Below are 22354 nucleotides of genomic sequence, written 5' to 3' on the forward strand. Positions count from 1 at the left end.
GAGCGCGTTACTTGAGGCCGAACCACAGCGTGGCGATGCCGAGGAAGGAGAAGAAGCCGACCACGTCGGTGACGGTGGTGACGAAGGTGCCGGAGGCGACCGCGGGGTCAGCCCGCACCCGTTCCAGCACCATCGGGATCAGGATGCCGCCGAGCGCGCCGGCGACCAGGTTGCAGATGATCGCAAGCCCGATCACGATGCCGAGGCCGGGGATCTTGAACCAGGCCACCGCGGCGACGCCGGTGATGACGGCAAAGGCGATGCCGTTGACGAGCCCGACCATGGTCTCGCGTAGCACCACCCGCATCGCGTTGTACGGGCCGAGCTCACGGGTGGCGAGCGCGCGCACCGCGACCGTCATGGTCTGGGTCGCGGCATTGCCGCCCTGGCTCGCCACGATCGGCGCCAGCACCGCAAGCGCCACCATCTTCTCGAGCTGGCCCTCGAACAGACCGAGCACCGACGAGGCCAGGAACGCGGTGGCGAGATTGACCAAGAGCCAGTTGAAGCGACCGCGGGCGATGGTCCACACCGTGTCGGACAGCTCTTCGTCGCTGGTGACGCCGCCGAGCGCCTTCAAGTCTTCGTCTGCCTCCTCCTCGATCACGTCGACGACGTCGTCGATGGTGATCACGCCGACCAGGCGGTCGATGGTGTCGACCACGGGAGCTGCGACCAGGTTGTACTTGCCGAACATCCGCGCGACCTCTTCCTGGTCCTCCAGCGCGGAGACCCGGCGGCGGTCCTCGTCGATCAGGTCCTTGATCGGAACCGGGCGGCGCGTGCGCAGCAGCACGTCGAGCGGCACCACGCCCAGCAGGTGCTTGTCGGCATCGACCACATATATTTCATAGAAGCGATCCGGCAGATCCGGCGTGTCGCGCATATAGTCGATCGCCTGCCCGACATTCCAATCCGGCGGCACCGCGATGAACTCGGTCTGCATCCGCCGGCCGGCGGAATTCTCCGGGTACAGCAGGCTCCGCTCGATGTCCTCGCGCTCGGCCGCCGGCAGCTTTTCCAGGATCTCTTCCTGGTCCTCCTCGTCGAGGCTCTCCAGGAGCTCGACGGCGTCGTCGGATTCGAGCTCGCGGACGCCCTCGGCAACCGTCTCCGGCTCGAGTTCCTCTAGGATCTCCTCGCGGACCGTCTCGTCGACCTCGTTGAGCGCCGAGAAGTCGAAATCGGTGCCGGTGATCTCGACCAGGGTGACGCGGTCGACCGGCTCCAGCGCCACGATCAGGTCGCCGAGATCGGCCTCGTGCAGTTCCGCCACTACCTCGCACAGCAACGGCCGGTCGGCGGCGTGGATGGCCCGGGTGATCGCCGCGACGAATTCGCCGCGGAGCTCGCCCTCCTCGTCCCGCATCGGCATCCGGGCCAGCGGATCGGCCTCGGCGGGTTCGGCAACGTCGAAATTCTCGGCCATGCCGTGTTTCGCCGGTTTGACAGGAGGGGAAAAACTGGTTGGATGAGTGCGGAACGGATTACCTAATCGGTGGGGCCCAGTGCAATGAGAAAGATGTCGAGCGCACCGCGACCGCTCCGGAAGGCTTTCGCGGCGCTGGTCGCGCTCGCGCCTGTTGCACTGTTCGGCTCGGCGCACGCCGCCGAATGCCAGCGCAAGGACGCGCTCGGCACCTCACGTGTACTCGAGGTCGACCCCGCGACCTATCCGCGCGTCGGGCTGAAGAGCTTTCCGCAGACCCTGCCGCTCAGGGATGGCGAGGTCGTGCTGACCTTCGACGACGGACCGACGCCGGGGGTCACCGACAAGGTGCTGACGGCGCTGGCGGCCGAATGCGTGCAGGCAACCTTCTTCATGGTCGGCCGCAACGCGGCCGATCATCCCGATATGGTCCGCAAGATCGCGCGCCTCGGCCACAGCATCGGCTATCACAGCTGGGACCATCCGCATCTCAACAAGCTCCCGCTGGATCAGGCCGAGGCGAACATCAACCGGGGGATCGAAGCGGTCCAGAAGGCCCTGCGCGGCACCGCAAGCACGGTCCCGAGCACGCCATTCTTCCGGTTCCCCTATTTCGAATCGACACCCGCCCTGCTGGACCATCTGGAAAAGCGCGGTATCGCGGTGTTCGGAGCCGATTTCTGGGCCAGCGATTGGAACAAGATGACCCCCGAGGAGGAACTCAAGCTGCTCACCGGGCGGCTCGAAGGCCACCGCAAGGGAATTATACTGCTGCATGACCCGCAAATGCGGACAGCCGAGATGCTGCCCGCCTTCTTGAGGTACCTGCAGGAGCATAAATACCACGTCGTCCACATCGTCCCGGCGGCGCTGAAAACCGTGTCCGACCGGACACATTGAACCCGGGACGCTAGGTGGATTACAGACCGTTAAGGCGGCATTCATGGCGCCGCACCTAAGGATTCGTCAGTGCGTTTGGAATGCGGCCGAGATTCGATGATTGCAAACGTCTTGGTGGTGATCCGGAAGCGGTCGCGGACCGTGGTCCGCGCGGCGCTGCTGGGCTGCGGCTTGATGACGCCGTACGCCGCCCTCGCCGCAGACTGCCCTAACCCCAACGCACTCGGCACCTCGCGGACCCTCGTCGTCGATCCCAAGGAGCATCCCCGGATCGGCACCATGCAGTACCCGGAGACCTTGCCGCTCGCCGATCACGAAGTGGTACTGACTTTCGACGACGGGCCGCTACCTAAATACAGCAACCAGGTGCTGGCCATTCTCGCCAGCCAGTGCGTCAAGGCGACCTTCTTCACCATCGGCTCCCAGGCCCGGTTCAATCCGGAGGGCGTGCGCAAGCTGATCGCGGCCGGACATACCGTCGGCACGCACAGCCAGAACCATCCGCTGACGATGAACAAGATGCCGCTCGAGAAGGTGCGGCAGGAGGTCGACGACGGCATCGCCTCGACGCTCGCCGCGCTCAATGGCGACAAGAGCAAGCTCGCGCCGTTCTTCCGGATTCCCGGCCTGATGCGCGCCGAGATCCCGGAGGCCTATCTGGCGTCCCAAGGCATTCAGGTCTGGAGCGCCGACTTCCCCGCGGACGACTGGCGCCACATCTCGCCGCAGCGGGTCTATGACCTCGCGATCCAGCGGATCGAAGCCAAGCGCAAGGGCATCCTGCTGCTGCACGACATCCAGCCGCGCACCGTTGCGGCGCTGCCGCGCATCCTCAACACGCTGAAGGAGCGCGGCTACCGGATCGTTCATGTCGTGCCCGCAACGCCCGATCGCCCGGCGACGCCGACCCAGCCGCAGCAATGGTACCTGCATCCGCCGACCGAGACGGTGGCGACCACGCGCTGGCCCAGGATTCCGAACTTCGTCTTCACCGCGACGCGGACGCTGCCTGCCCCGGTGCTTGCCGACATGGATTGGCGCGATGCCGACATCCTCGACCACGCACAGCGCACCCGGGTCGCGATGCCCGTCCGCACGCTGTGGCCGCAGCCCCAGCTTGCGCGGTTCGCATCCGTCCCGACAATGCCGGTCCCGGCGCCCGACGTGTTCCGCGTTCCCGAAGCGCTCGACCTGACCCTGCTCGCAGCCCGATCGGCGGCCAATCGCCGCCTCGTGCAGCGTGCGACAATTGGCGTTGGCGTATCGCGCGCGCAGGCGTTCTCCGCGCGCCAGGCCAGGCATCCGAAGCAGGCTGCGCATCAGGGACCCGCCCCGGCGCACGGCCGAGGCCACGGCGCGCCCTTGCATGTCGCGCCGCCGGCTGCCGACAACGCGTCAGTCCACGTCGCCAATAATGTGAAGAAGCGCACGCCGCGCGCCGAGGCGGCGGCGGCCGGCAAGCGCGTGCCTGATTGACGTGATCTAGCTGGCCACGATCTTGGCGACGCAGAGCAGGATCACCAGCGCCAGGAAGAAGATATCGATATAGGATTTGATCTCGCCGGCATGCCTGAGCACGGTGACATCGGCGACGATCTGCCTGCGCGAGGCGACAGCATTTGGCCCCTCGCCGGCCGCCGCGGCGAGCCGCCGCGTCTCACCCTCCAGGCGCTCGATGCGCTGGAAGAAATAGAACGAGCGCAGGCCGGAAAAGGCGTGCATCGCCGCATAGACCAGGACCAGAATTGCGACCGTCGCGCGCTGCTCGTACTTCTCCAGAAGGTTCAGCGTGAAATAGACCAGCCCCAGGAACACGAAGTTGGAGACCACACGGTAGACGTAGCTCGCAAAGATCATCAGGCGCTCCGGTAAGGCAAGCTTGCAGCCGCGCGATTGGGGGAAAGCGGTCGGCTTCGGTCGGCAACACCAAACCGGTAAGGCCATGCATCCGCGAATCTACCTGACCGGTGTTACATGACCGCATCGACCTGCACCTCCACGTCACCCGCCTGCACTCGTCGGACCTGCCCCCGGAGGCACGGGCCGGCATAGCCGGCGAGCGGCCACGCTCCGAAAAGTCCAGCGATTTCAAGGATCAGCTGAGGTGTGGTGCGCTCGGAGGGACTCGAACCCCCACGGTGTTACCCACTGCCACCTCAAGGCAGCGCGTCTACCAATTCCGCCACGAGCGCTTGGGATACCGGATGGAACCCCGAAGGCACCGCCGGATCGACGGGGCCATGTAACAAATCACGGATGCAGGGACAAGGCGATTAATGCGGGAATTAACTGCGAACCCCGGGAGATTTCGGCAGCATTTGCTTGACCTCGACCGCAATCCGGTTGCGGTCGACCAGGACCACCCCGCTGGCCACCGGCAGGTTGTTGGCGAGGATCTTGACCTCGTCGGCCTCGGTGGCATCCAGTTCGATGATGGCACCGCGGGATAGCCGCATGACCTGGTGAATCGGCATCGTGGTGGTGCCGAGGACCACCATGAGATCAACGCTGACTTTATCGAGGGTGGGCACTTCTGAACCGCCGAACGGGAACTAGATTGTGGGTTCACCTGACCACGTTAGGGTTAGCTAATGGTTAACGACCGCCAAAGCCTCGATTTGACGACCTTTGCGCGCCCTTCGGGCGGCGAAGCGGTCGAATGGCGGATTTCCGACCGCGCGGTGCCCTACCTCGATTCGCTCGCCGCAATGGACGAGCGGGTAGTGAAGATCGCGACGGGCGCGGCCCCCGAACTGGTATGGCTGCTGGAGCACCCGCCGCTCTATACCTCCGGCACCAGCGGCAAGGCCGACGATTTGCTCGCGCCGCGCTTTCCGACCTTCCAGAGCGGCCGCGGCGGCCAGGTCACCTATCACGGCCCGGGCCAGCGCGTCGCCTATGTGATGCTCGACCTCAAGCGGCGCCGGCCCGATGTGCGCGCCTATGTCGCTTCGCTGGAGGAATGGATCATCCGCACGCTGGCCGCCTTCAACGTCCGCGGCGAGCGCCGCGAGGACCGCGTCGGGGTCTGGGTGCGGCGCCCGGACAAGGGACCGGGCCATGAGGACAAGATCGCCGCGATCGGCGTGCGGCTGCGCCGCTGGGTCTCCTTCCACGGCATCGCGATCAATGTCGAGCCTGATCTTGCGCACTTCCAGGCCATCGTGCCCTGCGGCGTGGTCGATCCGCGCTATGGCGTCACCTCGCTGCTCGATCTCGGACTGCCGGTCACGATGGCCGATGTCGACATCGCGCTCCGGCAGGCATTTGCCGAGGTGTTCGGCGACACCGCAGCGCGCCTGCCGGAAGCGACGTCATAGGCTTCACGCCGCCTTCTGCGGCGCGACCTCGAGCTTGCCGGCGATGTAGCGACGCTCCTGGGTGAGGCCGCCGAAGCCGTAGGCGTCGCCCTTCACCTCGTCGACATGGGCGTAGCTCTCGGTATGCAGCGGCCCGAGCAATTCGCCCATCCGCTTGAACAGCGCCGCGAGATAGGCCGCCTTCTCGTCCTTGGTGTTGGTGCCCTCGGTGACGTGGATGTCGAGCCAGTAGCTCGCAAGCCCCTGCTCGGCGAGCGACTTGCCGCCTGCGAACCAGTCGCCGGCATCAGCCGACCTCACGATAACAGCGGTGACCTTCGGATCCTTGTGCAGAATCCGTGCGGTCAGGTCCGACACGGCGGCGGCGATGTCGGACTTCAGCGACGGCCTCTCGCGCGAGGTCGCGTAGGTGACGGTGATGAGCGGCATGATCGGTCTCCTTGAATCCGGTTGGCGCGGGTCAATTGCGCCTCCTCTAGCTAGACCTTCGCGCATCATCTTGGTATCTTATCTAGATTGATAGCAATGATAACAATCCTTGATCATGACCGCCACGCTCGATATCGACACCGTGCAGGCCTTCCTCCTCGTCGCCGAGTTGCAAGGCTTCACCCGCGCCGCCGAGGCGCTTGGCACCACGCAGGCGGCGATCAGCATGAAGTTGCAGCGGCTCGAAACGGTGCTGGGCAAGCGGCTGGTCGAGCGCTCGCCGCGCGCGGTGCGGCTGACCGCCGACGGCGCGGCCTTCCTGCAGCACGCCCGCGCGCTGATCGAGGTGCATGATCGCGCGCTGGCCGGCGAGAAACCAGCGCGGCAGCAACTCACGCTCGGGATCAGCGATCACGCCGCGGGCCCGGAGCTGGTGCCGCTGCTGGAGCGGCTGCACGCGATGGCCTCCCAGCTTGCCCTCTCCGTGACCATCGGCTTCTCGCGCGAAATGCTCGACGCTTATGATGGCGGCGAGCTCGACGCCGTGATCGTGCGCCAGGAAGGCAGCCGGCGCGGCGGCGAGAAGCTGACCGAGGACGAATTCGGCTGGTTCGCCGCCAAACGCTTCGTCTGGCCGCGCGGCGATGCGCTGCCGCTCGCGACCCTGGCGCCGCCCTGCGGCGTGCGCGCCCTCGCCGTGCGCGCGCTTGACAAGGCCGGCATCGCCTGGACCGAAAGCTTCGTCGGCGGCGGCGTCACCGCGGTGGTGGCGGCCGCGCTTGCAGGGCTTGCCGTCGCGCCCCTCGTCCGCCGCATCGCGCCGCCGGGCCTGGTCGATATCGGCCCTGCCCACAAGCTGCCGCGGCTCGGCACGTCGAAGGTGATGCTGCATTCGAAAGTCAGCGATCCCGCCAAGCTCGCGGCACTCAGGACGCTGGCCGCGACGTTTCGGAGCGTGGCGTCTGCGGCATAGGTTGAACACCGTAGCGGTTCACATCGAGTCTTCGCCTGCCGCCAGTTCGCACATGACGAACCAGTAGGTCAGGCCGGCGACAAACCCGGCCACGACGAACAGGCAAACCAGTCCGGATGTCCAGACAGCCGGGGATCGTAGAAGGACAGTGATGCTCAACGCACCGATCGCCGCGCCTGCGCAGGCGAAAAATCCCGCGGCTCGGATATGGAACTCCTCGGTGAACCAGACGACGATCGCCGTGGGAATTGCTGTGAGCAGACAAGTGATGACGAAGATCGCGGCCGACGGAAGCAGCATCACGACGATGCCGTAGAGCAGCCGCGCGACATCGCCGTGCGACGTCATCATCACAATGGTCTGACCGACGGCGGAAATCACCGCAGTCGCCGCGCCACAGCCCGCAAGCCAACCTCCGAATGCACGGGAACAGGTGCTGCACATCGAGGCCTCCTCACAGGATCGCATCGAACGCGCTGCGCAAGGTTTCGTGTCGGAACACAAAGCCGTTGCTCAGCGCCTTGTTCGGCAGCACGCGCTGGCCGCCGAGCAAGAGCTCGTCGGCGAAATCGCCGCCAACGGCGCGGAGCAGCGCCGCCGGCACGCGGAAGATCGCCGGCCGGTGCAGACGGCGTCCGAGCTCCTCGGTGAATTTCATGTTGGTCACCGGGATCGGCGCGGTCGCGTTGACAGGACCGGACAGTTCAGGTCTCGCAATCACATGCGCGATCAGGCGCACGAGGTCGTCGCGTTCGATCCACGACATCCACTGCTTGCCCGAGCCGAGCGGGCCGCCGAGGCCGAACTCGAACGGCGTCAGCATCCGCGTGATGAAGCCGCCATCGATGCCGACCACGAGACCGATGCGCAAATATGCCACGCGCACGCCGTGATCCGCGGCCGGCTTCGCCGCATTCTCCCAGGCCTCGCACAATTCGTGACTGAAGCAGGCGTGGGATTTCGCCGACTCCGTCAGCACCTGGTCCTGCCAGAGCCCGTACCAGCCGATCGCGGAGCCGCTCACGAGTACCGACGGCTTGCGTTCGAGGCGCGCGATCAGCTTGATCACGTCAGACGTCATGTCGATACGTGAGGCGATGATCTTGCGGCGCTTGGCCTCGGTCCAGAGGCCGTTGCCGATGGGCTCGCCCGCGAGATTGACGATGGCGTCGATCCCGTAGTCGGCGGGCAATTGGTCGAGGCTCGTGACCAGCGTCACCGGCGGCGGCAGCATGTCGGCCTTTGCCGGATTTCGGATCAACGCAATCACCTGATGGCCGGATGCGGTGAGGCTCGCGACCAGGCGGCTGCCGATGAAGCCGGTAGCGCCGGTGACCAGCACGGTCTGCCGCGCCGGCAATTTCTCGACCAGCGTCGCGGCCGGCACGCTGGCCAACCGTCCGAGGCGCCTCGTCGCGGCAAAGTCGCGCGCGCCGAACAGCGCGACGCCGAAGGCCGCAGCCGTCGCGAACAGACTTAACGGACCCGCATAGGCCGGCGCGACGGCGGTCGGCAGCATCGCCCAGCCGATCAGGACCGGCACCAGCAGCACGAGGATGGCGCCGTAATTGATCGCCAGCAGCGTGTGATTGATCCGCTCGCTCGGCGGCAGCTTTCGGCTCAGATCCTCCTCGACGAAATCCATCAAGGTGATGACGACCTCGACGACGAGGACGGCCATGATCGCGATCGCAAGGATGCCGTGCACTTGCAGCCAGCCGAGCACGAGGAACAGCAGCGCATAGAGCATGTTGCGCACGCTGTGCAGCTGCAGCTCGTGGCGCTGCGAGGGACGCCAGGCCAGCCGCTCGGTGAATTCGTGGTGATAGAACGTATCGAATGCGCCCATCGCAATCTGGATGGCGACAAGTGTCCAAAGCAGCGGCGTCATGGCGTGGCCTCCCTGAACACAGCGGACTGACGGATCAGCCTGCCGAAACGCGGGTGGATGATCTCCAGCGTGAAGCGGAAGTCACCGCAGCCGAGATCGGAATGGGTCACGGTGAGATCGCCCGGCGTGAGCCATTCGGGCAGCGGCAGGCGAAACGGGCCGAGTTGCAGCGAATAGCCGACGCTGCGAAACACCAGCGCCTCGTGCTCGACCGCGATCCGCAGCGCCATGCTGACGCCGAAGCCGACATATTCCTCGAGCCCGGTCGAACCGGCAAAGCGCTTGGCGGAATGAATCACCTGCGGGAAGCCGTCGCGGCGCGCGCAGATGCGGGTCCAGACCTGGCCGCCGCTTGCCGCGTCCTCGGTGACGGTGACGATCATCGGCACGCGCGTTTCGGTGCCGGTCGGGAACGGTCCGCCGATCAGCCGCGCGGCCTGCGCCAGCCACCAGCCGATGCGGCTGCACGCGGCTTCCTCGACCTCGCCGACATAGACGACGGTGTTGCCGTCCTCGAACCGTTTCGAGAAACGCCGCCAGATCGCAACCGGCAGGCGGCCCCAATCCTCGTCCGACAGCAATGCGCGGAAGCGGTGGTCGTCGAGCAGCTTTATATCGGAAGCCGGCGCTGTCTTTAAGGCGGATATCCTTGCTGACGCCATCGCACGCTCCCGTTACGCCGCCGCCTTTATTTGGCCCTGCCCGTGGGCAGGAAACTCACGATCTTCTCGCCGAGCTTGATCAACGCGACCAGGCGCGGCCGCGGCACGTTCAGCATCTGCGTGTACCAACGGTCGACCAGCTCGGTGAATGTCAGCATCTCCTTCAGCCGCTTGCTGGCGAGCGGGCTGATCGCGGGATCGTCGGCCGCGTCGGAGACGCAGGCGCGCAGCGCTACAAGCGCGGGATCGATCTCGCGCTCCTTGCGCCCCGCCGCGATCCTGGCCGCGACCTCCCAGATGTCGGTCTCGGCCTCGAAGTGGTCGCGGCGGTCGCCAAGGATCGGCACCCGCCGGATCAATCCCCAGGACAACAGCTCCTTGATCGAGTTGGAAACGTTGGAGCGCGCCATGCCGAGGGTGTCGGCGATGTCTTCCGCCGTCATCGGCGCTTCGGCAAGGTAGAGCAACCCGTGGATCTGGCTGACCGAACGGTTGACGCCCCATTCGTCGCCCATGTCGCCCCAATGCAGGATGAAGCGCTCGACGACGGCGGGAAGTTTTTTCTTGGCGGTTATTTCTGTCATGACAGAAATATCAGACGGTTCGGAGCAGAAGTCAAGGCTGGCCGTGCTGTCCACGACGGCGCACGAGACATGGCAGGTCTCCTGACCTATCCGGCGCCTCGGCGAATGCCGTGCATCGGAGGTGAGGAGTTTTCCTTTGTGGCCCCCGAGCTCTTTGTCCAAGCTGATCCGCGTGGATGATGGGCCGTGCGCCGGGTTGCCCGGCGTCGCGGCCGCAAGGGAGATTGCGCATGCCAGCGTCCGACAAGGAGTTCGTTGGATCCATTCCAGAGCTTTACGACCGGCTCCTCGTGCCGATGATTTTCGAACCCTACGCACGCGATCTGGCGCAACGCGCCAAGGCTCTTGGCCCGCGCGACCTGCTTGAGACGGCAGCCGGCACCGGCGCCGTCACCCGCGCGCTGTCGTCCGCGCTCGGCAGCGACACCAGGATCGTGGCGACCGACCTGAATGAGCCGATGCTCGAACGAGCGAAGTCACAGATGCCGAGCGGGACCGCAATCACCTGGCGGCAGGCCGATGCACTGAACCTGCCGTTCGACAATGCGAGCTTCGACGTCGTCGCCTGCCAATTCGGCGCGATGTTCTTCCCCGACAAGCCCAAGGGTTATTCGGAGGCGCGCCGCGTGCTGAAGCCGGGCGGCCGTTTCCTGTTCAGCATGTGGGGTCGCATCGAAGACAACGAGTTTGCTGACGTGGTGACCCGGGCATTGGCGGAGGTCTTTCCGGCCGATCCGCCGCGCTTCCTGGCGCGCACGCCTTATGGCCACTGCGCGGCCGACCCGATCCGGGCCGATCTTGCAGTCGCGGGCTTCGGCAAGATCGAAATCGACGACGTTCGGCTGCAAAGCCGGGCCAATGCGCCTCATGATCCTGCGATCGGCTTTTGCCAGGGATCACCGTTGCGCGGCGAGATCGAGGCGCGCGGCGGTATCGGCCTTGATGCGGCGACCGAGCACGCCGCATCGGCCGTTGCGCGCCGCTTCGGCAGCGGCGCGATCGAAGGCCGGATTCAGGCGCTGGTGATCTCAGCGGCCGCGTAACGACGCGCTTCAGATCGTGGGCAGGACCGAGAACCGCTCCCCTGCCCGGCGCTGGTTCAAAAGATCGGAATTGCCAGATCCGGCGTGCACGGCAGCGACGCGCGCCGAGAACGGACCGCGGCCACATGCCGTGATCATTTCAGTGACGACGTCGTCGGGACCGGCGAATACCGCCTCGACGCTGCCGTCGCGGCGGTTGCGGACCCAGCCTTCGAGGCCGCGTGCGTTTGCCTGCTCGTCGACCCAGCCGCGATAGCCGACACCCTGGACGCGGCCGCTGATGGTGACGTGGCGGATCACGCCGCTCATTTCTTCAGACCGAGGAACTCGCCGCTGCGCGCCTTGGTCTCCGCCTCGCGCATGACGCGGCCGGTCAGTTCGGACGAGGCGATACCCTTGAGGTTCTTCGGCGAGGTGCCTTCGCGCAGCGCCTTCAGCGTCTCGTAGACGGCCTGGGTTGCGGCCGCGAATGGCGCGTGGCCTTGCAGCGCGATCCTGACGCGCCGGCTTGCCAGATAGTCGAGCGCGGTCATCTCCTCCGGCGCGCCGCCGAGCACGATCGGCAGCGTCGTCGCGGCCGAGAGCGCCTCCAACTCGCCACGCGATTTGATGCCGGTGAAGAACAAGCCATCGACGCCGACCGCCTCATAGGCCCTGGCGCGTGCGATCGCATCGTCGAGACCGGTGATCGAAACGGCACCGGTCCGGCCCAGGATGACGAGCGACGGATCGCTGCGGCCGTCAAGCGCCGCCTTCATCTTGCCGACGCCTTCCTCCAGCGAGATCAGCTGGGTCTTGGCCTGGCCGAACACCTGCGGCAGCAGCGTGTCCTCGATGGTGAGGCCGGCCGCGCCGGCGGCCTCCACCTCCTGAACCGTGCGGCGGACATTGAGCGCGTTGCCGTAACCGTGGTCGGCATCGACCAGCACCGGCAGCGTCGACGCACGCGACATGCGGCGTATCTGCTCGGCGAATTCGGTCAGCGTGATCAGCGCAATATCGGGATCGCCGAGCACGGCGAGCGACGCCACCGAGCCGCCGAACATGCCGAGCTCGAAGCCGAGATCCTCCGCAATCCGGATCGAGGTCGCGTCATAGACCGAGCCCGGGCGGATGCAGATCGATCCGGTGAGTATCGATCGCAGGGCTTCGCGGCGTTTGCGGAAGGCCATGATGTGTCTCCATCCACGTCATTGCGAGGAGCAAAGCGACGAAGCAATCCATCTCTCATCATATGAGGCTAGATGGATTGCTTCGCTGGCGCTCGCAATGACGGTGCTAAGCGAACTCCAGGATCAGCGCGTCGACCGAGAGCGTGGCGCCGGCGGCGGCGTGGATCTTCTTGACCGTGCCGTCACGCTCGGCGCGCAGCACGTTCTGCATCTTCATGGCTTCGACCACCGCCAGGGTCTCGCCGGCCTTGATCTCCTGCCCCTCGGTCACCGCGATCGACACCACGAGACCAGGCATCGGGCACAGCAACTTCTTGCCGGTGTCGGCGGCCGAGACCACCGGCATCAACCGCGCCGAGGTCGCCTCGGTCTCGGTGAAAACATAGACCGGGATCTCAAAACCCTGATGCGCGAGGCGGAAGCCGTTGTTGATCGCCCGCACCTGCACGGCGACGAAGTTGCCGTCGATGGTGCCCTGCCAAACCGGATCGCCCGGCACCCAGCCCGACACCAGATTGTGCGGATTGCCAGGGAGCCCGTCGGCGGCAATGAAGCGCACCGCGATGGCGTCACCCTCGCGGGCGACATCGAGCGCGATCTCGGCGCGGTCGAGCCACACCGCGCGGCGGCGCTCGCGCAGCACCACGCGGCCGCCCATCTGGCCGGAGATCTGCCGCTTGCGCTCGCCCAGCACGTGGTCGATGGCGGCGCCGACCGCAGCCAGCCGCCGCGCGAACTCGCCCTCGGGTGCGTGCGCCGAAAATCCCTTGGGGAACTCTTCCGCAATGAAGCCGGTCGACAGCCGGCCCTCGCGCCAGCGCGGATGGTTCATCAAGGCCGACAGGAACGGAATGTTGTGCCGGATGCCGTCGACATAGAAGGCGTCGAGCGCGGTCGCCTGCGCCTCGATCGCCGCGGCGCGCGACGGGGCGTGGGTGACGAGCTTGGCGATCATCGGATCGTAATGGATCGAAATCTCGCCGCCTTCCTGCACGCCGGTGTCGTTGCGGATCGTGATGCCGTCATGGCTGGCCTCGGCCGGCGGACGGTATTTCACCAGGCGCCCGATCGACGGCAGGAAGTTGCGGAACGGATCCTCGGCATAGACGCGGGATTCCACCGCCCAGCCGGTCAGCGTCACGTCCTTCTGCGCGATCGCGAGCTTCTCGCCGGCGGCGACGCGGATCATCTGCTCGACGAGATCGATGCCGGTGATCAATTCGGTGACGGGATGCTCGACCTGCAGGCGGGTGTTCATCTCCAGGAAGTAGAAGCTCTTGTCCTGGCCGGCGACGAATTCCACGGTGCCGGCCGAATCGTAGTTCACGGCCTTCGCCAGCGCGACGGCCTGCTCGCCCATCTTGCGGCGGGTGGTCTCGTCGAGCAGCGGCGACGGCGCCTCCTCGATGACCTTCTGGTTGCGGCGCTGGATCGAGCACTCGCGCTCGCCGAGATAGATCACATTGCCATGCTTGTCGCCGAGCACCTGGATCTCGATGTGCCGGGGATCGACGATGAATTTCTCGATGAAGACACGGTCGTCGCCGAACGACGACTTCGCCTCGGCCTTGGCGAGGTTGAAGCCTTCGGCGACCTCCGCCTTCGAATGCGCGATGCGCATGCCCTTGCCGCCGCCGCCGGCGGAGGCCTTGATCATCACGGGGTAGCCGATCTCGTCGGCGATCTGGACGGCGTGCTTGTCGTCCTCGATGACCCCGAGATGACCCGGCACGGTCGAAACCTTCGCCTTCGCCGCGGCCTTCTTGGATTCGATCTTGTCGCCCATCGCGGCGATGGCGCCGGGGTTCGGACCGATGAAGACGATGCCGGCGGCTTCCAGCGCGCGCGGAAACGCCTCGCGCTCGGACAGGAAGCCGTAACCGGGATGCACCGCCTGCGCGCCGGTCTTGCGGCAGGCCTCGACGATCTTGTCGATCAAAAGATAGCTCTCGGCCGCGGCGGGCGGTCCGATCAGCACGGCCTCATCGGCCATCTCGACATGCAGCGCGTCGCGGTCGGCCTCGGAATAGACGGCGACCGTCTCAATCCCCATACGGCGCGCAGTCTTGATGACCCGGCAGGCGATCTCGCCGCGGTTGGCGATCAGGATTCGTTTGAACATGCTCTTCTTGCTTGGGCTTTTTCGGACTTCGAATTGTCCATTTGGCAGGATTCCTCCCCGCGCAATCTGGCACGGGCGATTGGGCGTAACCACTCCGTTGGTACAGCAAATTGCCCCGGAGGCAACGGTCTAATGCAGACCCTGCCCACTGCCCGGCCAGTCCCTGGTCAGTCCTCGGCGGTAGCCCGATCGGTATTTCAGCCCGAATAGGTCTTGAAGCGGCCACGCGAATGAGCCTTCGCGACGGCCTTCATCAGCTCGCTGACCTCGTTCTCCAGGAATTCATTGGCCACGATCAGCGCCCGGATGGTGGCGCGCAAATTCCCGCCGCAGGCGGAAATGGCCTGATCGACAGCGGCTTCCAGCCCGTCATCGTCGTCAGATTCGGGCCGTGCAGACATCATGGGGTATCCGGGATTCAGGTGGCGCATCATGTTCCTATTTTGTTCTCATCAAGTCAATTGGATCTTTGATCGGGCGCGGCCTCCTGGGCCGTCTTTCTCTTCCGCCGCCAGCGCGCGAGGCATTGCAGGCTCCAAATGCCGGTGATGATTTCGGCGGAGGACGTTGATAACGAAACTCGCCCATGCGCATCCCTTCAATGGCAATGTCCGGCCGTTCTGCGCCACGGAATGCCGATCGGGATGTGACGGTTCGCACGCCCCGCTCGCGAACAGTCCTTGGTTGGATCGTACCGGCTTGTGCTAGAAGTTCGGCTGCCCGCCAAAGATCTGAAGTTGAGAAAATGCGGTTTCGAAATCCGGTCGCCACGACGCTTCTCCTGGCCTTCCTGTCTGCAACCACCAGCCCGACTGCAACCGCAGGCCCCACGGCCACGGCGGTCATCAAGGACGCCGGCACCGTTCAGCTCGGCAACACGACCTATCGGCTCGACGGCATCGACGCGCCGGCGGTCGATCAGCTCTGCATCGACGAGCACGCCGACGCCTGGACTTGCGGGATCGAGGCGCGCGACCAGCTGACCAGGCTGATCGGCGGCAAGCCAATTCATTGCGACGATATCGGCGTCGATCCGACCTTCAAGAAGCGCCGCCTCGGCGTCTGCAAGATCGAGGGCGACCCGACCAGCCTCAGCCAGGTGCTGGTCCAGAAGGGCTATGCTCTCAATGTCGAGGGGTCGGCCACTGGCCGATTCAAGCCGGATGAAGCCACCGCCAAGGACAATCGCGCCGGGCTCTGGAAGGGCTGCTTCGTGGCGCCGCGCGATTTTCGTACGGCCAGGAAGGATGGCGCCCTGCTCGGCAACGCCTGCCCCGCCGACCGTGACACGCAGATCCGCAATGTGCTCTTCCCCGACGACCTGCCGATGCCGGCCAGCTGCAACATCAAGGGCAAGTACGCCGTGCGGGCCCGCGTCACTGGCAATGTCGGCATCTACCACCTGCAGGCGTGCCGCAGTTACCCGGGCCTCGGCAATCCGGATCGCTGGTTCTGCTCCGAGGAAGATGCACAGGCCGCCGGGTTCCGCCGGGCCTATAATTGCCGGCCGCCCAAGAGCAAATGAAGAGCTCGTGGATTGCATCGTCATTCCGGGGCGCGAAGCGAACCCGGAATCTCGAGATTCCGGGTTCGACGCTTCGCATCGCCCCGGAATGACTCAGCCTAACGATTGCCGTAAATCAAGCTGGCAAAGCCGCCGCGTCCTGTGTGAGACTGCACCGAGAGGTTGCCGGCGCGTATGACCCCATCCGATCCCGCTGATGTGCTTCCCGAAGCTGCGGCAGCCGAACGGCTGCGGCAGCATCTTGAGGAGATCGCGCGCGAACGCGATCGCGCCCATCGCGAGCTCCAGGAGCGCGAAGCGGAGCTGGCGCGGATCCAGCGCATCGCGCGGGTCGGCGGACTCGAGATCGATTTCCGCGACGGCGTGCGCAACCGCCGCTCTCCCGAATATCTCCTGGTGCATGGGCTGCCGCCCGAAGAGATCAACGAGACCTATGAGAACTGGGTCGCGCGCATCCACCCCGAGGATCGCGAGCGCACGATCCGGCACCTGTTCGGCGTGCTCAAGGCCGGCGGCGAAGACTACACGGCCGAATACCGCATCATCCGCCCGAACGACGGCGAGAGCCGCTGGATCCGCGTCGTCGCCAAGATCGAGCGCGACCGCAGCGGCCGTGCGCTGCGGCTGGTCGGCGCCGATCTCGACGTCACCGATCAGATGCTGGCACAGGAGACCCTGCGCGAGAGCGAAGAGCGCTTCCGCCTGATCGCCGACAGCGCGCCGGTGCCGATCTGGGTGACCAAGCTCGACCGCACCCGCTCCTTTGCCAACCAGGCCTATCTCGACTTCCTTGGACTGCCGTTCGAGGAAGCGATCGTGTTCGACTGGCGCAAGGCGCTGCATCCGGATGACCTGCCGCAAATCCTGCAGGAGCAGATCACCGGCGAGCTCTCGCTGAAGCCATTCGTGCTCGAGGCCCGCTATCGGAACGCCGCAGGCGATTGGCGCTGGCTGCGCTCGGAATCGCAGCCGCGCTGGGACCCGAACGGCAAGCACATCGGCTTCATCGGCGTCGCCCACGACATCACGGCGGCCAAGGAAGCCGAGATCGAGCTGCGCAAGCTCAACGAGTCGCTTGAGCGGCGCATCCTGGAGCGCACCGCGCAGCTCGAATCCCGTGAAGCGCAGACGCGCGCGATCCTGGAAACCAGCCATCAATACCAGATGCTGCTCAACCGCGATGGCGGCTTGCTCTACACCAACCAGACGGCGCTGGCCGGCATCTGTACCGATGCCGCCGACGTCGTCGGCAAGCCGTTCTGGGACACGCCGTGGTTCGCCGCGACCGAGGGCATGCCGCGCGTGATCCAGAATGCCTTCGCGACCGTGATGCGCGGCGAGGAAGTCAAGATCGAGATGCAGCTGCGCCTGCCGATCGGCGAGCGCTATTTCGATTTCGCGATGCGGCCGCTGCAGGACCAGCACGGCACCATCGTCGGCGCCGTTCCGGAGGCCGTCGATATCACCGAACGGCGCCGCGGCGAGGAAGCCCTGCGGCAATCGCAGAAGATGGAAGCCGTCGGCCAACTCACCGGCGGCGTCGCGCACGATTTCAACAACCTGCTCACCATCATCCGCTCCGCGACCGACTTCCTGCGCCGCCGCGATCTGCCGGATGACCGGCGCCGCCGCTATATCGATGCGATCTCCGAGACCGTGGAGCGGGCCTCCAAGCTCACCGCCCAGCTATTGGCATTTGCGCGCAGGCAACCGCTCAATCCGGAAGTGTTCAATGTCGGCACGCAGGTCGACAGCGTGACGCAGCTGATCCGCCCGCTGGTCGGCGCGCGGATCCACATCGAGGTCAGGATCGAGGATCCCGACTGCTTTGCGATCGCCGACATCGGCCAGTTCGAGACCGCGCTACTCAATCTCGCGGTCAACGCCCGCGATGCCATGAGCGGCGAAGGCCAGCTGACGATCGGCGTCCGGAAGGTCAAGAATATCCCTGCCCTGCGCGCCCAGGCCTCGCGCAGCGGCGATTTCGTCACGGTCTCGATCCAGGACACCGGCACCGGCATCTCGCCGGAAAATCTTGACGCGATCTTCGAGCCATTCTTCACGACCAAGGAGGTCGGCAAGGGAACGGGTCTCGGATTGAGCCAGGCCTTCGGCTTCGTCAAGCAATCCGATGGAGACATCGAGGTCACCTCTACGCCCGGGCACGGTGCGACCTTCACCATCTATCTGCCGCACGCGATGCGCCCGGCGGACGCCAAGGTCGCCGCCAGCGCGGGCACCGAGCAGGCTTCGATCGGCCGCGGCTATCGCGTCCTCGTGGTGGAGGACAACGACGATGTCGGCCAGTTCTCCACCGAGCTGCTCGAGGATCTCGGCTATTCGGTCAAGCGCGCGGCCAATGCCAATGCCGCGCTCTCGATCCTCTCGGAGAACGAGTTCGCCGCCGACTTGGTGTTCTCCGACGTGATCATGCCGGGCATGAACGGCGTCGAGCTCGCCGGAATCATCCGCGATCGCTTTCCTGGACTGCCGGTGGTGCTGACCAGCGGCTACAGCAACGTGCTCGCCGAGAACGCGCACAGCGGCTTCGAGCTGATCCAGAAACCCTATTCGGTCGAGGCGCTGTCACGGACGCTCCGCAAGGCGATCGCCGAACAGCGGGCGACTGCTTCCAGGCCCTGATCCTGCCGCCGGCCGCGCTCTACTGGATCACGACATGGGCGACGCCGAGCTGAAGGATGCCGAGCGCGCGGGCCGCCGTGGTCGACACATCGATGATCCGTCCACGAACGAACGGGCCCCGGTCGTTGACGCGGCACCGGATCGATTTTCCCAGATACGAGACGGTGATCATGCTGCCGAATGGCCGCTTGCGATGCGCGCAGGTCATCTCGCCACTCCTGCCGATGCCACGATAATAGGACGCAAGGCCACTCTCTGCGTTTGCCATGCACGAGGCAAACAGCAGCATGGCCGCGGACGTTGCTGCGGTTTTCATTGATCGCCTGCCGGTCGAGCCCCGCAAGGGAACGCGGTTCCACGGGTTCGGTTCCGCGCCTCGGGCAGGTCGATTTTTAGGAACTTTTCGGAGGAAAGCGTCAGGCGGTCGCGGCTGGATCGATCAGGGCAATGCCGAGCTCGGGCCGCTTCCGCCGGCGAAGCCTGGCAGGGGCTTCGGTGACCACAACCTCCAGTGTCGGCCGAACGATGCCGGCAAGCAGATGGCCGCCGCGCGTCGATCCATCCGACAGTCCGAGCACGATGTGAATATGCAGGCTGGCCTTGCCGTCGTCGCCGGTCGCGATATCGCCGATCGCGCACAGCACCTCGCATTGCTCGTTGATCTCGATCTTCCGATAGCTCTTGGATGCGAAATCGAACCAGCCGACGGTTGCCCGCTCGAACGCGCCGATCGCGGTGAGCGATGCCGCCGTCACCTTGGCATCATTGGCAAACTTCGTCAGCGCGCCGAACGCTTCCTCGCCGCTATCGAGCACGACGACGTGAACCTGCGCGCTGGGCGCATCGGACACGAGCTTGCTTTTCATGGACCGCCTCGCCTCTCAAGAGCTTCCACTCTCAATCGGAGACGGCGACGATTGTTCCTGACGGACCGGATCGACAGGCGCTCAGGCGGCGACGCAATCGGCCGCGAGCAGCGTCCGCAGGTCCCGCGCAGGAACCGGCCTGCTGAACAGGTAGCCCTGCATCTGCGTGCAGCCGAGCATCTGCACGGTGTCGCGCTGCTGATCGGTCTCGACGCCCTCGGCAGTGGTGATCATGTTGCGGTCGGCTGCGATCGAAACCACGGCGCGGATGATCGAGGCCGAGCCACTGTTGCGGGTCACTTCCTTGACGAAGCTGCGGTCGATCTTGATCTTGTCGAACGGGAAGCGTTGCAGATATTGCAGCGACGAGTATCCGGTGCCGAAATCGTCGAGCGCGATGTGGACACCGAGCGCGCGGAGCTGGCCGAGCGTGACCAGCGCCGCATCGTCGTCGGCGATCAGCACCGCCTCGGTGATCTCGAGCTCGAGCCGGCGCGGATCGAGCCCGCTCTCGGCAAGTGCATTCGCAACCTTCAGCGCCAGCGTCTCCGACTTGAACTGGATCGGCGAGACGTTGACCGCGACGCGCACATGCGCCGGCCAGGCTGCCGCCTCGGTGCAGGCGGTGCGCAGCACCCACTGCCCGATCTCTTCGATCAGCCCGGTCTCTTCGGCAACCGGTATGAACTCCGCCGGCGAGATCATGCCGCGCACGGGATGCCGCCAGCGCAGCAACGCCTCGCAGCCGGTCACCTCGTCGCTGCGCAGGTCGACCAGCGGCTGGTAGTGCAGCTCGAAGCCGCCCTCGGCCAGCGCGATACGCAAATCGGCCTCCAGCGCGCGGCGCAGATTGGCCTGCGCCTCCATCGCCGGATCGAAGAAGCGATGGGTCCTGCGGCCCGCCGCCTTGGCGGCGTACATCGCAAGGTCGGCACATTTGAGCAGGCGGAACAGATCGGAGCCGTGGCGCGGGGCGATCGCAATGCCGATGCTGGCGTCGCTCGACAAATGGTGGCCGAGGCAGTCGAACGGCGTGCGCAGCGACTGATAGATGCGTGCGACCAGGTCGCCGACGTCGTCGTCCGAGGTGATGTCGTGCTGGACGATCGCGAACTCGTCGCCGCCGAGCCGCGCGATGAAGTCGTTCGACCCGACCGACTGGCGCAACTTCTCGGCGACGCGCCGGAGAAACTCATCGCCGATCAGATGGCCTAGCGTGTCGTTGATCCGCTTGAACTCGTCGATATCGATGTAATGGATGGCGAACTCGCGCGTGGCGGCCTCGAGCAGCAGCCCCTCCGCGTGGCGCTGGAACAGCGTCCGGTTCGGCAGATTGGTCAGCGCGTCGTAATGCGCGAGATACTCGATCCGCGCTTGCGCACGCCGCCCATCGGTGACGTCTTCGAGCGTGGTGGCCCAGCCGCCGTCGGGCGCACGCTTGTAGATCAGGCGGATGCTGCGACCGTCCGGCGTCGTGATCACGGAGTCCCGAACCTCATCGCCCCTCGGGTTGGTGAAGCGGGCGCAGTACTCGTCGACGTCGCCGACAAACGAGCCGATCGCCTGGCGATGCAGGATCAGCTCGCGCAGATGGCAGCCCGGCCTCGCGACATCAGGCGAGAGGCCGAACATGTCGATATATTGCTGGTTGCAGATCACGAGCCGCGCCGAGGCGTCGAACAGCAGCAGCCCCTGCGTCATGGTGTTGATGGCGGTGTCGAGGTGCTGGCTCTTCTCGGACAGCCTGCGGCTTGCCGCATCGTGCTGCCGCTGCAGCTGGCGGACGATCAGGAAGACCGCGAAGCTGATGATCAGTACCGCCAACACGGCTGCGCAAAATTGCAGTTTGGTCTGAGTGCGCCAGTCCTCCAGCGCGCTCGATGTTTTCGTGGTAGCGAGGATCAGGATTGGAAAATGCGACAGCGATCTGACCGCACCGACGTTCTCCTCGCCTGAAGCGCCAACGAACCGTCCCGAGGTGTTGCCGCCAAAGCTGATGACCTTCTGAAACACCGGCAGATTGATGATGTTGCGACCGATCACGCCGGCATCCTGCGGATAGCGTGCGATGATGGTGCCGTCGCGGTGGATCATCGAAATCACGGTGTCGCCGCTCAGCGCCAGCGAGGCGACGAAATCCTCGAAATGGCTTGGCTCGACGCCGCGGCTCGCGAAGCCGATGATCTCGCCGTTGCGCCCGGTGATCTTGCGCGCAAAGATCGTGGTCCAGTTGCCGGTCACCTTGCTCATTGCGGGCTCGACGATGACAGGAGACGTTGGCCGTCCCGAAGTGAACTCCTGGAAATAGCGCCGGTCCGCAACGCTGATGTCGGGCACCGGCCACATCTCGGATGAGTTGATCAGCCATCCCTTGGCGTTGAACAGATTGAGCCCGCCGACATGCGGCAGCGCCGCCAGCCGCGTGCGCAGCATCTCGTGCGCGCTCAGGAGTGACATGTTCCTTTCGAACTGATCGGCGGTCTCGACCTGCTCGGCCCGCAGGTAATTCACGATGTCGTCGTGGACATGCTGGAGATCTGTAAGCTGCTGATCGAAATGCCGCGACAGCAGCAGCGCAGTGTTGTTGAGCTCGCGCTCGGACATCTCCAGCGCGCGCTCGCGAAACTGCAGCGCGAGATAGCCGGTGCCAAGCGTGATGGCGAGCACCAGCAGCGCGGCGCTCAAGACGAGCCACTGGATCGCGCCCATCCTGCTGGCGCGCAACACACCCTTGATCGACAGCCGCCGGTATTCCGGCACGCTGCTCGTTGAGACAACCGACATTTTCCTGCCCC

The 22354-nt window shown here is 65.5% G+C and carries 22 protein-coding genes and 1 tRNA gene; 7 read left to right on the forward strand and 16 right to left on the reverse strand.

The window, feature by feature from the left end; genetic code table 11:
* Window positions 1-7: 7 nt before the first annotated feature.
* Window positions 8-1429 carry a magnesium transporter gene (gene mgtE, locus ACVMDN_RS19720; protein ID WP_057020841.1) on the reverse strand — a complete coding sequence of 474 codons (1422 nt, stop codon included), beginning with the start codon at window positions 1427-1429 and terminating at the stop codon, window positions 8-10.
* 84 nt (window positions 1430-1513) lie between these two features.
* Between mgtE and ACVMDN_RS19725 the strand changes: the two genes are divergently transcribed.
* Together ACVMDN_RS19725 and ACVMDN_RS19730 are read left to right on the forward strand one after the other, a co-directional pair.
* The gene (locus ACVMDN_RS19725) at window positions 1514-2329 is read left to right on the forward strand and encodes a polysaccharide deacetylase family protein (protein ID WP_057020842.1); all 816 of its coding nucleotides are present in this window, start codon (window positions 1514-1516) and stop codon (window positions 2327-2329) included.
* 96 nt (window positions 2330-2425) lie between these two features.
* Window positions 2426-3805: a polysaccharide deacetylase family protein gene (locus ACVMDN_RS19730; protein WP_456835040.1), complete on the forward strand. Its 1380-nt coding sequence runs from the start codon at window positions 2426-2428 to the stop codon at window positions 3803-3805.
* A 6-nt stretch (window positions 3806-3811) separates the two neighbouring features.
* Here ACVMDN_RS19730 and ACVMDN_RS19735 read toward each other — a convergent pair whose 3' ends face one another.
* From ACVMDN_RS19735 to ACVMDN_RS19745, 3 genes are all read right to left on the reverse strand, one after another.
* Window positions 3812-4186 carry a hypothetical protein gene (locus ACVMDN_RS19735; RefSeq protein WP_076831213.1) on the reverse strand — a complete coding sequence of 125 codons (375 nt, stop codon included), beginning with the start codon at window positions 4184-4186 and terminating at the stop codon, window positions 3812-3814.
* Window positions 4187-4436: 250 nt separating this feature from the next.
* Window positions 4437-4521: transfer RNA gene (locus tag ACVMDN_RS19740), tRNA-Leu, on the reverse strand.
* Between the two features lie 93 nt (window positions 4522-4614).
* Complete coding sequence (locus ACVMDN_RS19745) at window positions 4615-4860, reverse strand: FliM/FliN family flagellar motor switch protein (protein WP_021080574.1); 246 nt, start codon at window positions 4858-4860, stop codon at window positions 4615-4617.
* A 60-nt stretch (window positions 4861-4920) separates the two neighbouring features.
* On the opposite strand from ACVMDN_RS19745, the gene lipB reads away from it, so the two are divergent.
* A complete protein-coding gene (lipB, locus tag ACVMDN_RS19750) occupies window positions 4921-5649 on the forward strand; it encodes a lipoyl(octanoyl) transferase LipB (protein ID WP_141342691.1) in 729 nt (242 codons plus the stop codon).
* Between the two features lie 3 nt (window positions 5650-5652).
* Here lipB and ACVMDN_RS19755 read toward each other — a convergent pair whose 3' ends face one another.
* A complete protein-coding gene (locus ACVMDN_RS19755) occupies window positions 5653-6078 on the reverse strand; it encodes a tautomerase family protein (RefSeq protein ID WP_057020855.1) in 426 nt (141 codons plus the stop codon).
* 115 nt (window positions 6079-6193) lie between these two features.
* On the opposite strand from ACVMDN_RS19755, the gene ACVMDN_RS19760 reads away from it, so the two are divergent.
* On the forward strand, window positions 6194-7051 hold the full coding sequence (locus ACVMDN_RS19760; RefSeq protein ID WP_057020856.1) for a LysR family transcriptional regulator: 858 nt from the start codon (window positions 6194-6196) through the stop codon (window positions 7049-7051).
* Window positions 7052-7069: 18 nt separating this feature from the next.
* On the opposite strand, the gene ACVMDN_RS19765 is transcribed toward ACVMDN_RS19760, so the two are convergent.
* The 4 genes from ACVMDN_RS19765 to ACVMDN_RS19780 form a co-directional block, all read right to left on the reverse strand.
* Window positions 7070-7432: a hypothetical protein gene (locus tag ACVMDN_RS19765; RefSeq protein WP_143271108.1), complete on the reverse strand. Its 363-nt coding sequence runs from the start codon at window positions 7430-7432 to the stop codon at window positions 7070-7072.
* Window positions 7433-7505: 73 nt separating this feature from the next.
* Window positions 7506-8942: a TIGR01777 family oxidoreductase gene (locus tag ACVMDN_RS19770; RefSeq protein ID WP_076831225.1), complete on the reverse strand. Its 1437-nt coding sequence runs from the start codon at window positions 8940-8942 to the stop codon at window positions 7506-7508.
* Complete coding sequence (locus ACVMDN_RS19775) at window positions 8939-9604, reverse strand: DUF4166 domain-containing protein (RefSeq protein WP_076831227.1); 666 nt, start codon at window positions 9602-9604, stop codon at window positions 8939-8941. The genes ACVMDN_RS19770 and ACVMDN_RS19775 overlap by 4 nt, the downstream gene beginning before the upstream one ends.
* A 26-nt stretch (window positions 9605-9630) precedes the next feature.
* Window positions 9631-10188 carry a GbsR/MarR family transcriptional regulator gene (locus tag ACVMDN_RS19780; protein WP_057020860.1) on the reverse strand — a complete coding sequence of 186 codons (558 nt, stop codon included), beginning with the start codon at window positions 10186-10188 and terminating at the stop codon, window positions 9631-9633.
* A 230-nt stretch (window positions 10189-10418) separates the two neighbouring features.
* Between ACVMDN_RS19780 and ACVMDN_RS19785 the strand changes: the two genes are divergently transcribed.
* Window positions 10419-11231, forward strand: a complete 813-nt coding sequence (locus ACVMDN_RS19785; RefSeq protein WP_076831230.1) for a class I SAM-dependent methyltransferase — start codon at window positions 10419-10421, stop codon at window positions 11229-11231.
* Window positions 11232-11240: 9 nt separating this feature from the next.
* Here ACVMDN_RS19785 and ACVMDN_RS19790 read toward each other — a convergent pair whose 3' ends face one another.
* The 4 genes from ACVMDN_RS19790 to ACVMDN_RS19805 form a co-directional block, all read right to left on the reverse strand.
* Entirely contained in the window at window positions 11241-11540 is a 300-nt protein-coding gene (locus ACVMDN_RS19790) for an acylphosphatase (protein ID WP_456835039.1), read from the reverse strand.
* Window positions 11537-12403, reverse strand: coding sequence for an isocitrate lyase/PEP mutase family protein (locus ACVMDN_RS19795; RefSeq protein ID WP_253623764.1), 867 nt, complete (start codon window positions 12401-12403; stop codon window positions 11537-11539). Before ACVMDN_RS19795 ends, ACVMDN_RS19790 begins: the two co-directional genes overlap by 4 nt.
* A 106-nt stretch (window positions 12404-12509) precedes the next feature.
* A complete protein-coding gene (locus ACVMDN_RS19800; RefSeq protein WP_076831235.1) occupies window positions 12510-14525 on the reverse strand; it encodes an acetyl-CoA carboxylase biotin carboxylase subunit in 2016 nt (671 codons plus the stop codon).
* A gap of 197 nt (window positions 14526-14722) precedes the next feature.
* Entirely contained in the window at window positions 14723-14929 is a 207-nt protein-coding gene (locus ACVMDN_RS19805; RefSeq protein WP_016840474.1) for a hypothetical protein, read from the reverse strand.
* A gap of 341 nt (window positions 14930-15270) precedes the next feature.
* Between ACVMDN_RS19805 and ACVMDN_RS19810 the strand changes: the two genes are divergently transcribed.
* Together ACVMDN_RS19810 and ACVMDN_RS19815 are read left to right on the forward strand one after the other, a co-directional pair.
* Window positions 15271-16050, forward strand: a complete 780-nt coding sequence (locus tag ACVMDN_RS19810; protein WP_076831238.1) for a thermonuclease family protein — start codon at window positions 15271-15273, stop codon at window positions 16048-16050.
* A gap of 174 nt (window positions 16051-16224) precedes the next feature.
* Window positions 16225-18693, forward strand: a complete 2469-nt coding sequence (locus ACVMDN_RS19815) for a PAS domain-containing hybrid sensor histidine kinase/response regulator (RefSeq protein WP_076831241.1) — start codon at window positions 16225-16227, stop codon at window positions 18691-18693.
* Between the two features lie 19 nt (window positions 18694-18712).
* Here ACVMDN_RS19815 and ACVMDN_RS19820 read toward each other — a convergent pair whose 3' ends face one another.
* The 3 genes from ACVMDN_RS19820 to ACVMDN_RS19830 form a co-directional block, all read right to left on the reverse strand.
* Window positions 18713-19009 (reverse strand): septal ring lytic transglycosylase RlpA family protein, encoded by a 297-nt coding sequence (locus ACVMDN_RS19820; protein ID WP_016840471.1) that lies wholly within the window; start codon window positions 19007-19009, stop codon window positions 18713-18715.
* Window positions 19010-19109: 100 nt separating this feature from the next.
* Complete coding sequence (locus ACVMDN_RS19825; RefSeq protein ID WP_057017046.1) at window positions 19110-19559, reverse strand: PPC domain-containing DNA-binding protein; 450 nt, start codon at window positions 19557-19559, stop codon at window positions 19110-19112.
* Between the two features lie 81 nt (window positions 19560-19640).
* Window positions 19641-22343, reverse strand: coding sequence for a bifunctional diguanylate cyclase/phosphodiesterase (locus tag ACVMDN_RS19830; protein ID WP_076831243.1), 2703 nt, complete (start codon window positions 22341-22343; stop codon window positions 19641-19643).
* Window positions 22344-22354 lie beyond the last annotated feature (11 nt).

Source organism: Bradyrhizobium sp. USDA 4510 (genome assembly GCF_054059095.1).

Bases quoted from the DNA above. Each gene is read 5' to 3' on its own strand.
- ACVMDN_RS19830 (WP_076831243.1), bottom strand. From the start codon at position 22,343: ATGTCGGTTGTCTCAACGAGCAGCGTGCCGGAATACCGGCGGCTGTCG.
- ACVMDN_RS19770 (WP_076831225.1), bottom strand. From the start codon at position 8,942: ATGACGCCGCTGCTTTGGACACTTGTCGCCATCCAGATTGCGATGGGC.
- mgtE (WP_057020841.1), bottom strand. From the start codon at position 1,429: ATGGCCGAGAATTTCGACGTTGCCGAACCCGCCGAGGCCGATCCGCTG.
- ACVMDN_RS19780 (WP_057020860.1), bottom strand. From the start codon at position 10,188: ATGACAGAAATAACCGCCAAGAAAAAACTTCCCGCCGTCGTCGAGCGC.
- ACVMDN_RS19785 (WP_076831230.1), top strand. From the start codon at position 10,419: ATGCCAGCGTCCGACAAGGAGTTCGTTGGATCCATTCCAGAGCTTTAC.
- ACVMDN_RS19820 (WP_016840471.1), bottom strand. From the start codon at position 19,009: ATGAAAACCGCAGCAACGTCCGCGGCCATGCTGCTGTTTGCCTCGTGC.
- lipB (WP_141342691.1), top strand. From the start codon at position 4,921: ATGGTTAACGACCGCCAAAGCCTCGATTTGACGACCTTTGCGCGCCCT.
- ACVMDN_RS19800 (WP_076831235.1), bottom strand. From the start codon at position 14,525: ATGTTCAAACGAATCCTGATCGCCAACCGCGGCGAGATCGCCTGCCGG.
- ACVMDN_RS19725 (WP_057020842.1), top strand. From the start codon at position 1,514: ATGAGAAAGATGTCGAGCGCACCGCGACCGCTCCGGAAGGCTTTCGCG.
- ACVMDN_RS19755 (WP_057020855.1), bottom strand. From the start codon at position 6,078: ATGCCGCTCATCACCGTCACCTACGCGACCTCGCGCGAGAGGCCGTCG.
- ACVMDN_RS19730 (WP_456835040.1), top strand. From the start codon at position 2,426: ATGATTGCAAACGTCTTGGTGGTGATCCGGAAGCGGTCGCGGACCGTG.
- ACVMDN_RS19795 (WP_253623764.1), bottom strand. From the start codon at position 12,403: ATGGCCTTCCGCAAACGCCGCGAAGCCCTGCGATCGATACTCACCGGA.
- ACVMDN_RS19810 (WP_076831238.1), top strand. From the start codon at position 15,271: ATGCGGTTTCGAAATCCGGTCGCCACGACGCTTCTCCTGGCCTTCCTG.
- ACVMDN_RS19760 (WP_057020856.1), top strand. From the start codon at position 6,194: ATGACCGCCACGCTCGATATCGACACCGTGCAGGCCTTCCTCCTCGTC.
- ACVMDN_RS19735 (WP_076831213.1), bottom strand. From the start codon at position 4,186: ATGATCTTTGCGAGCTACGTCTACCGTGTGGTCTCCAACTTCGTGTTC.
- ACVMDN_RS19825 (WP_057017046.1), bottom strand. From the start codon at position 19,559: ATGAAAAGCAAGCTCGTGTCCGATGCGCCCAGCGCGCAGGTTCACGTC.
- ACVMDN_RS19805 (WP_016840474.1), bottom strand. From the start codon at position 14,929: ATGATGTCTGCACGGCCCGAATCTGACGACGATGACGGGCTGGAAGCC.
- ACVMDN_RS19815 (WP_076831241.1), top strand. From the start codon at position 16,225: ATGACCCCATCCGATCCCGCTGATGTGCTTCCCGAAGCTGCGGCAGCC.
- ACVMDN_RS19790 (WP_456835039.1), bottom strand. From the start codon at position 11,540: ATGAGCGGCGTGATCCGCCACGTCACCATCAGCGGCCGCGTCCAGGGT.
- ACVMDN_RS19775 (WP_076831227.1), bottom strand. From the start codon at position 9,604: ATGGCGTCAGCAAGGATATCCGCCTTAAAGACAGCGCCGGCTTCCGAT.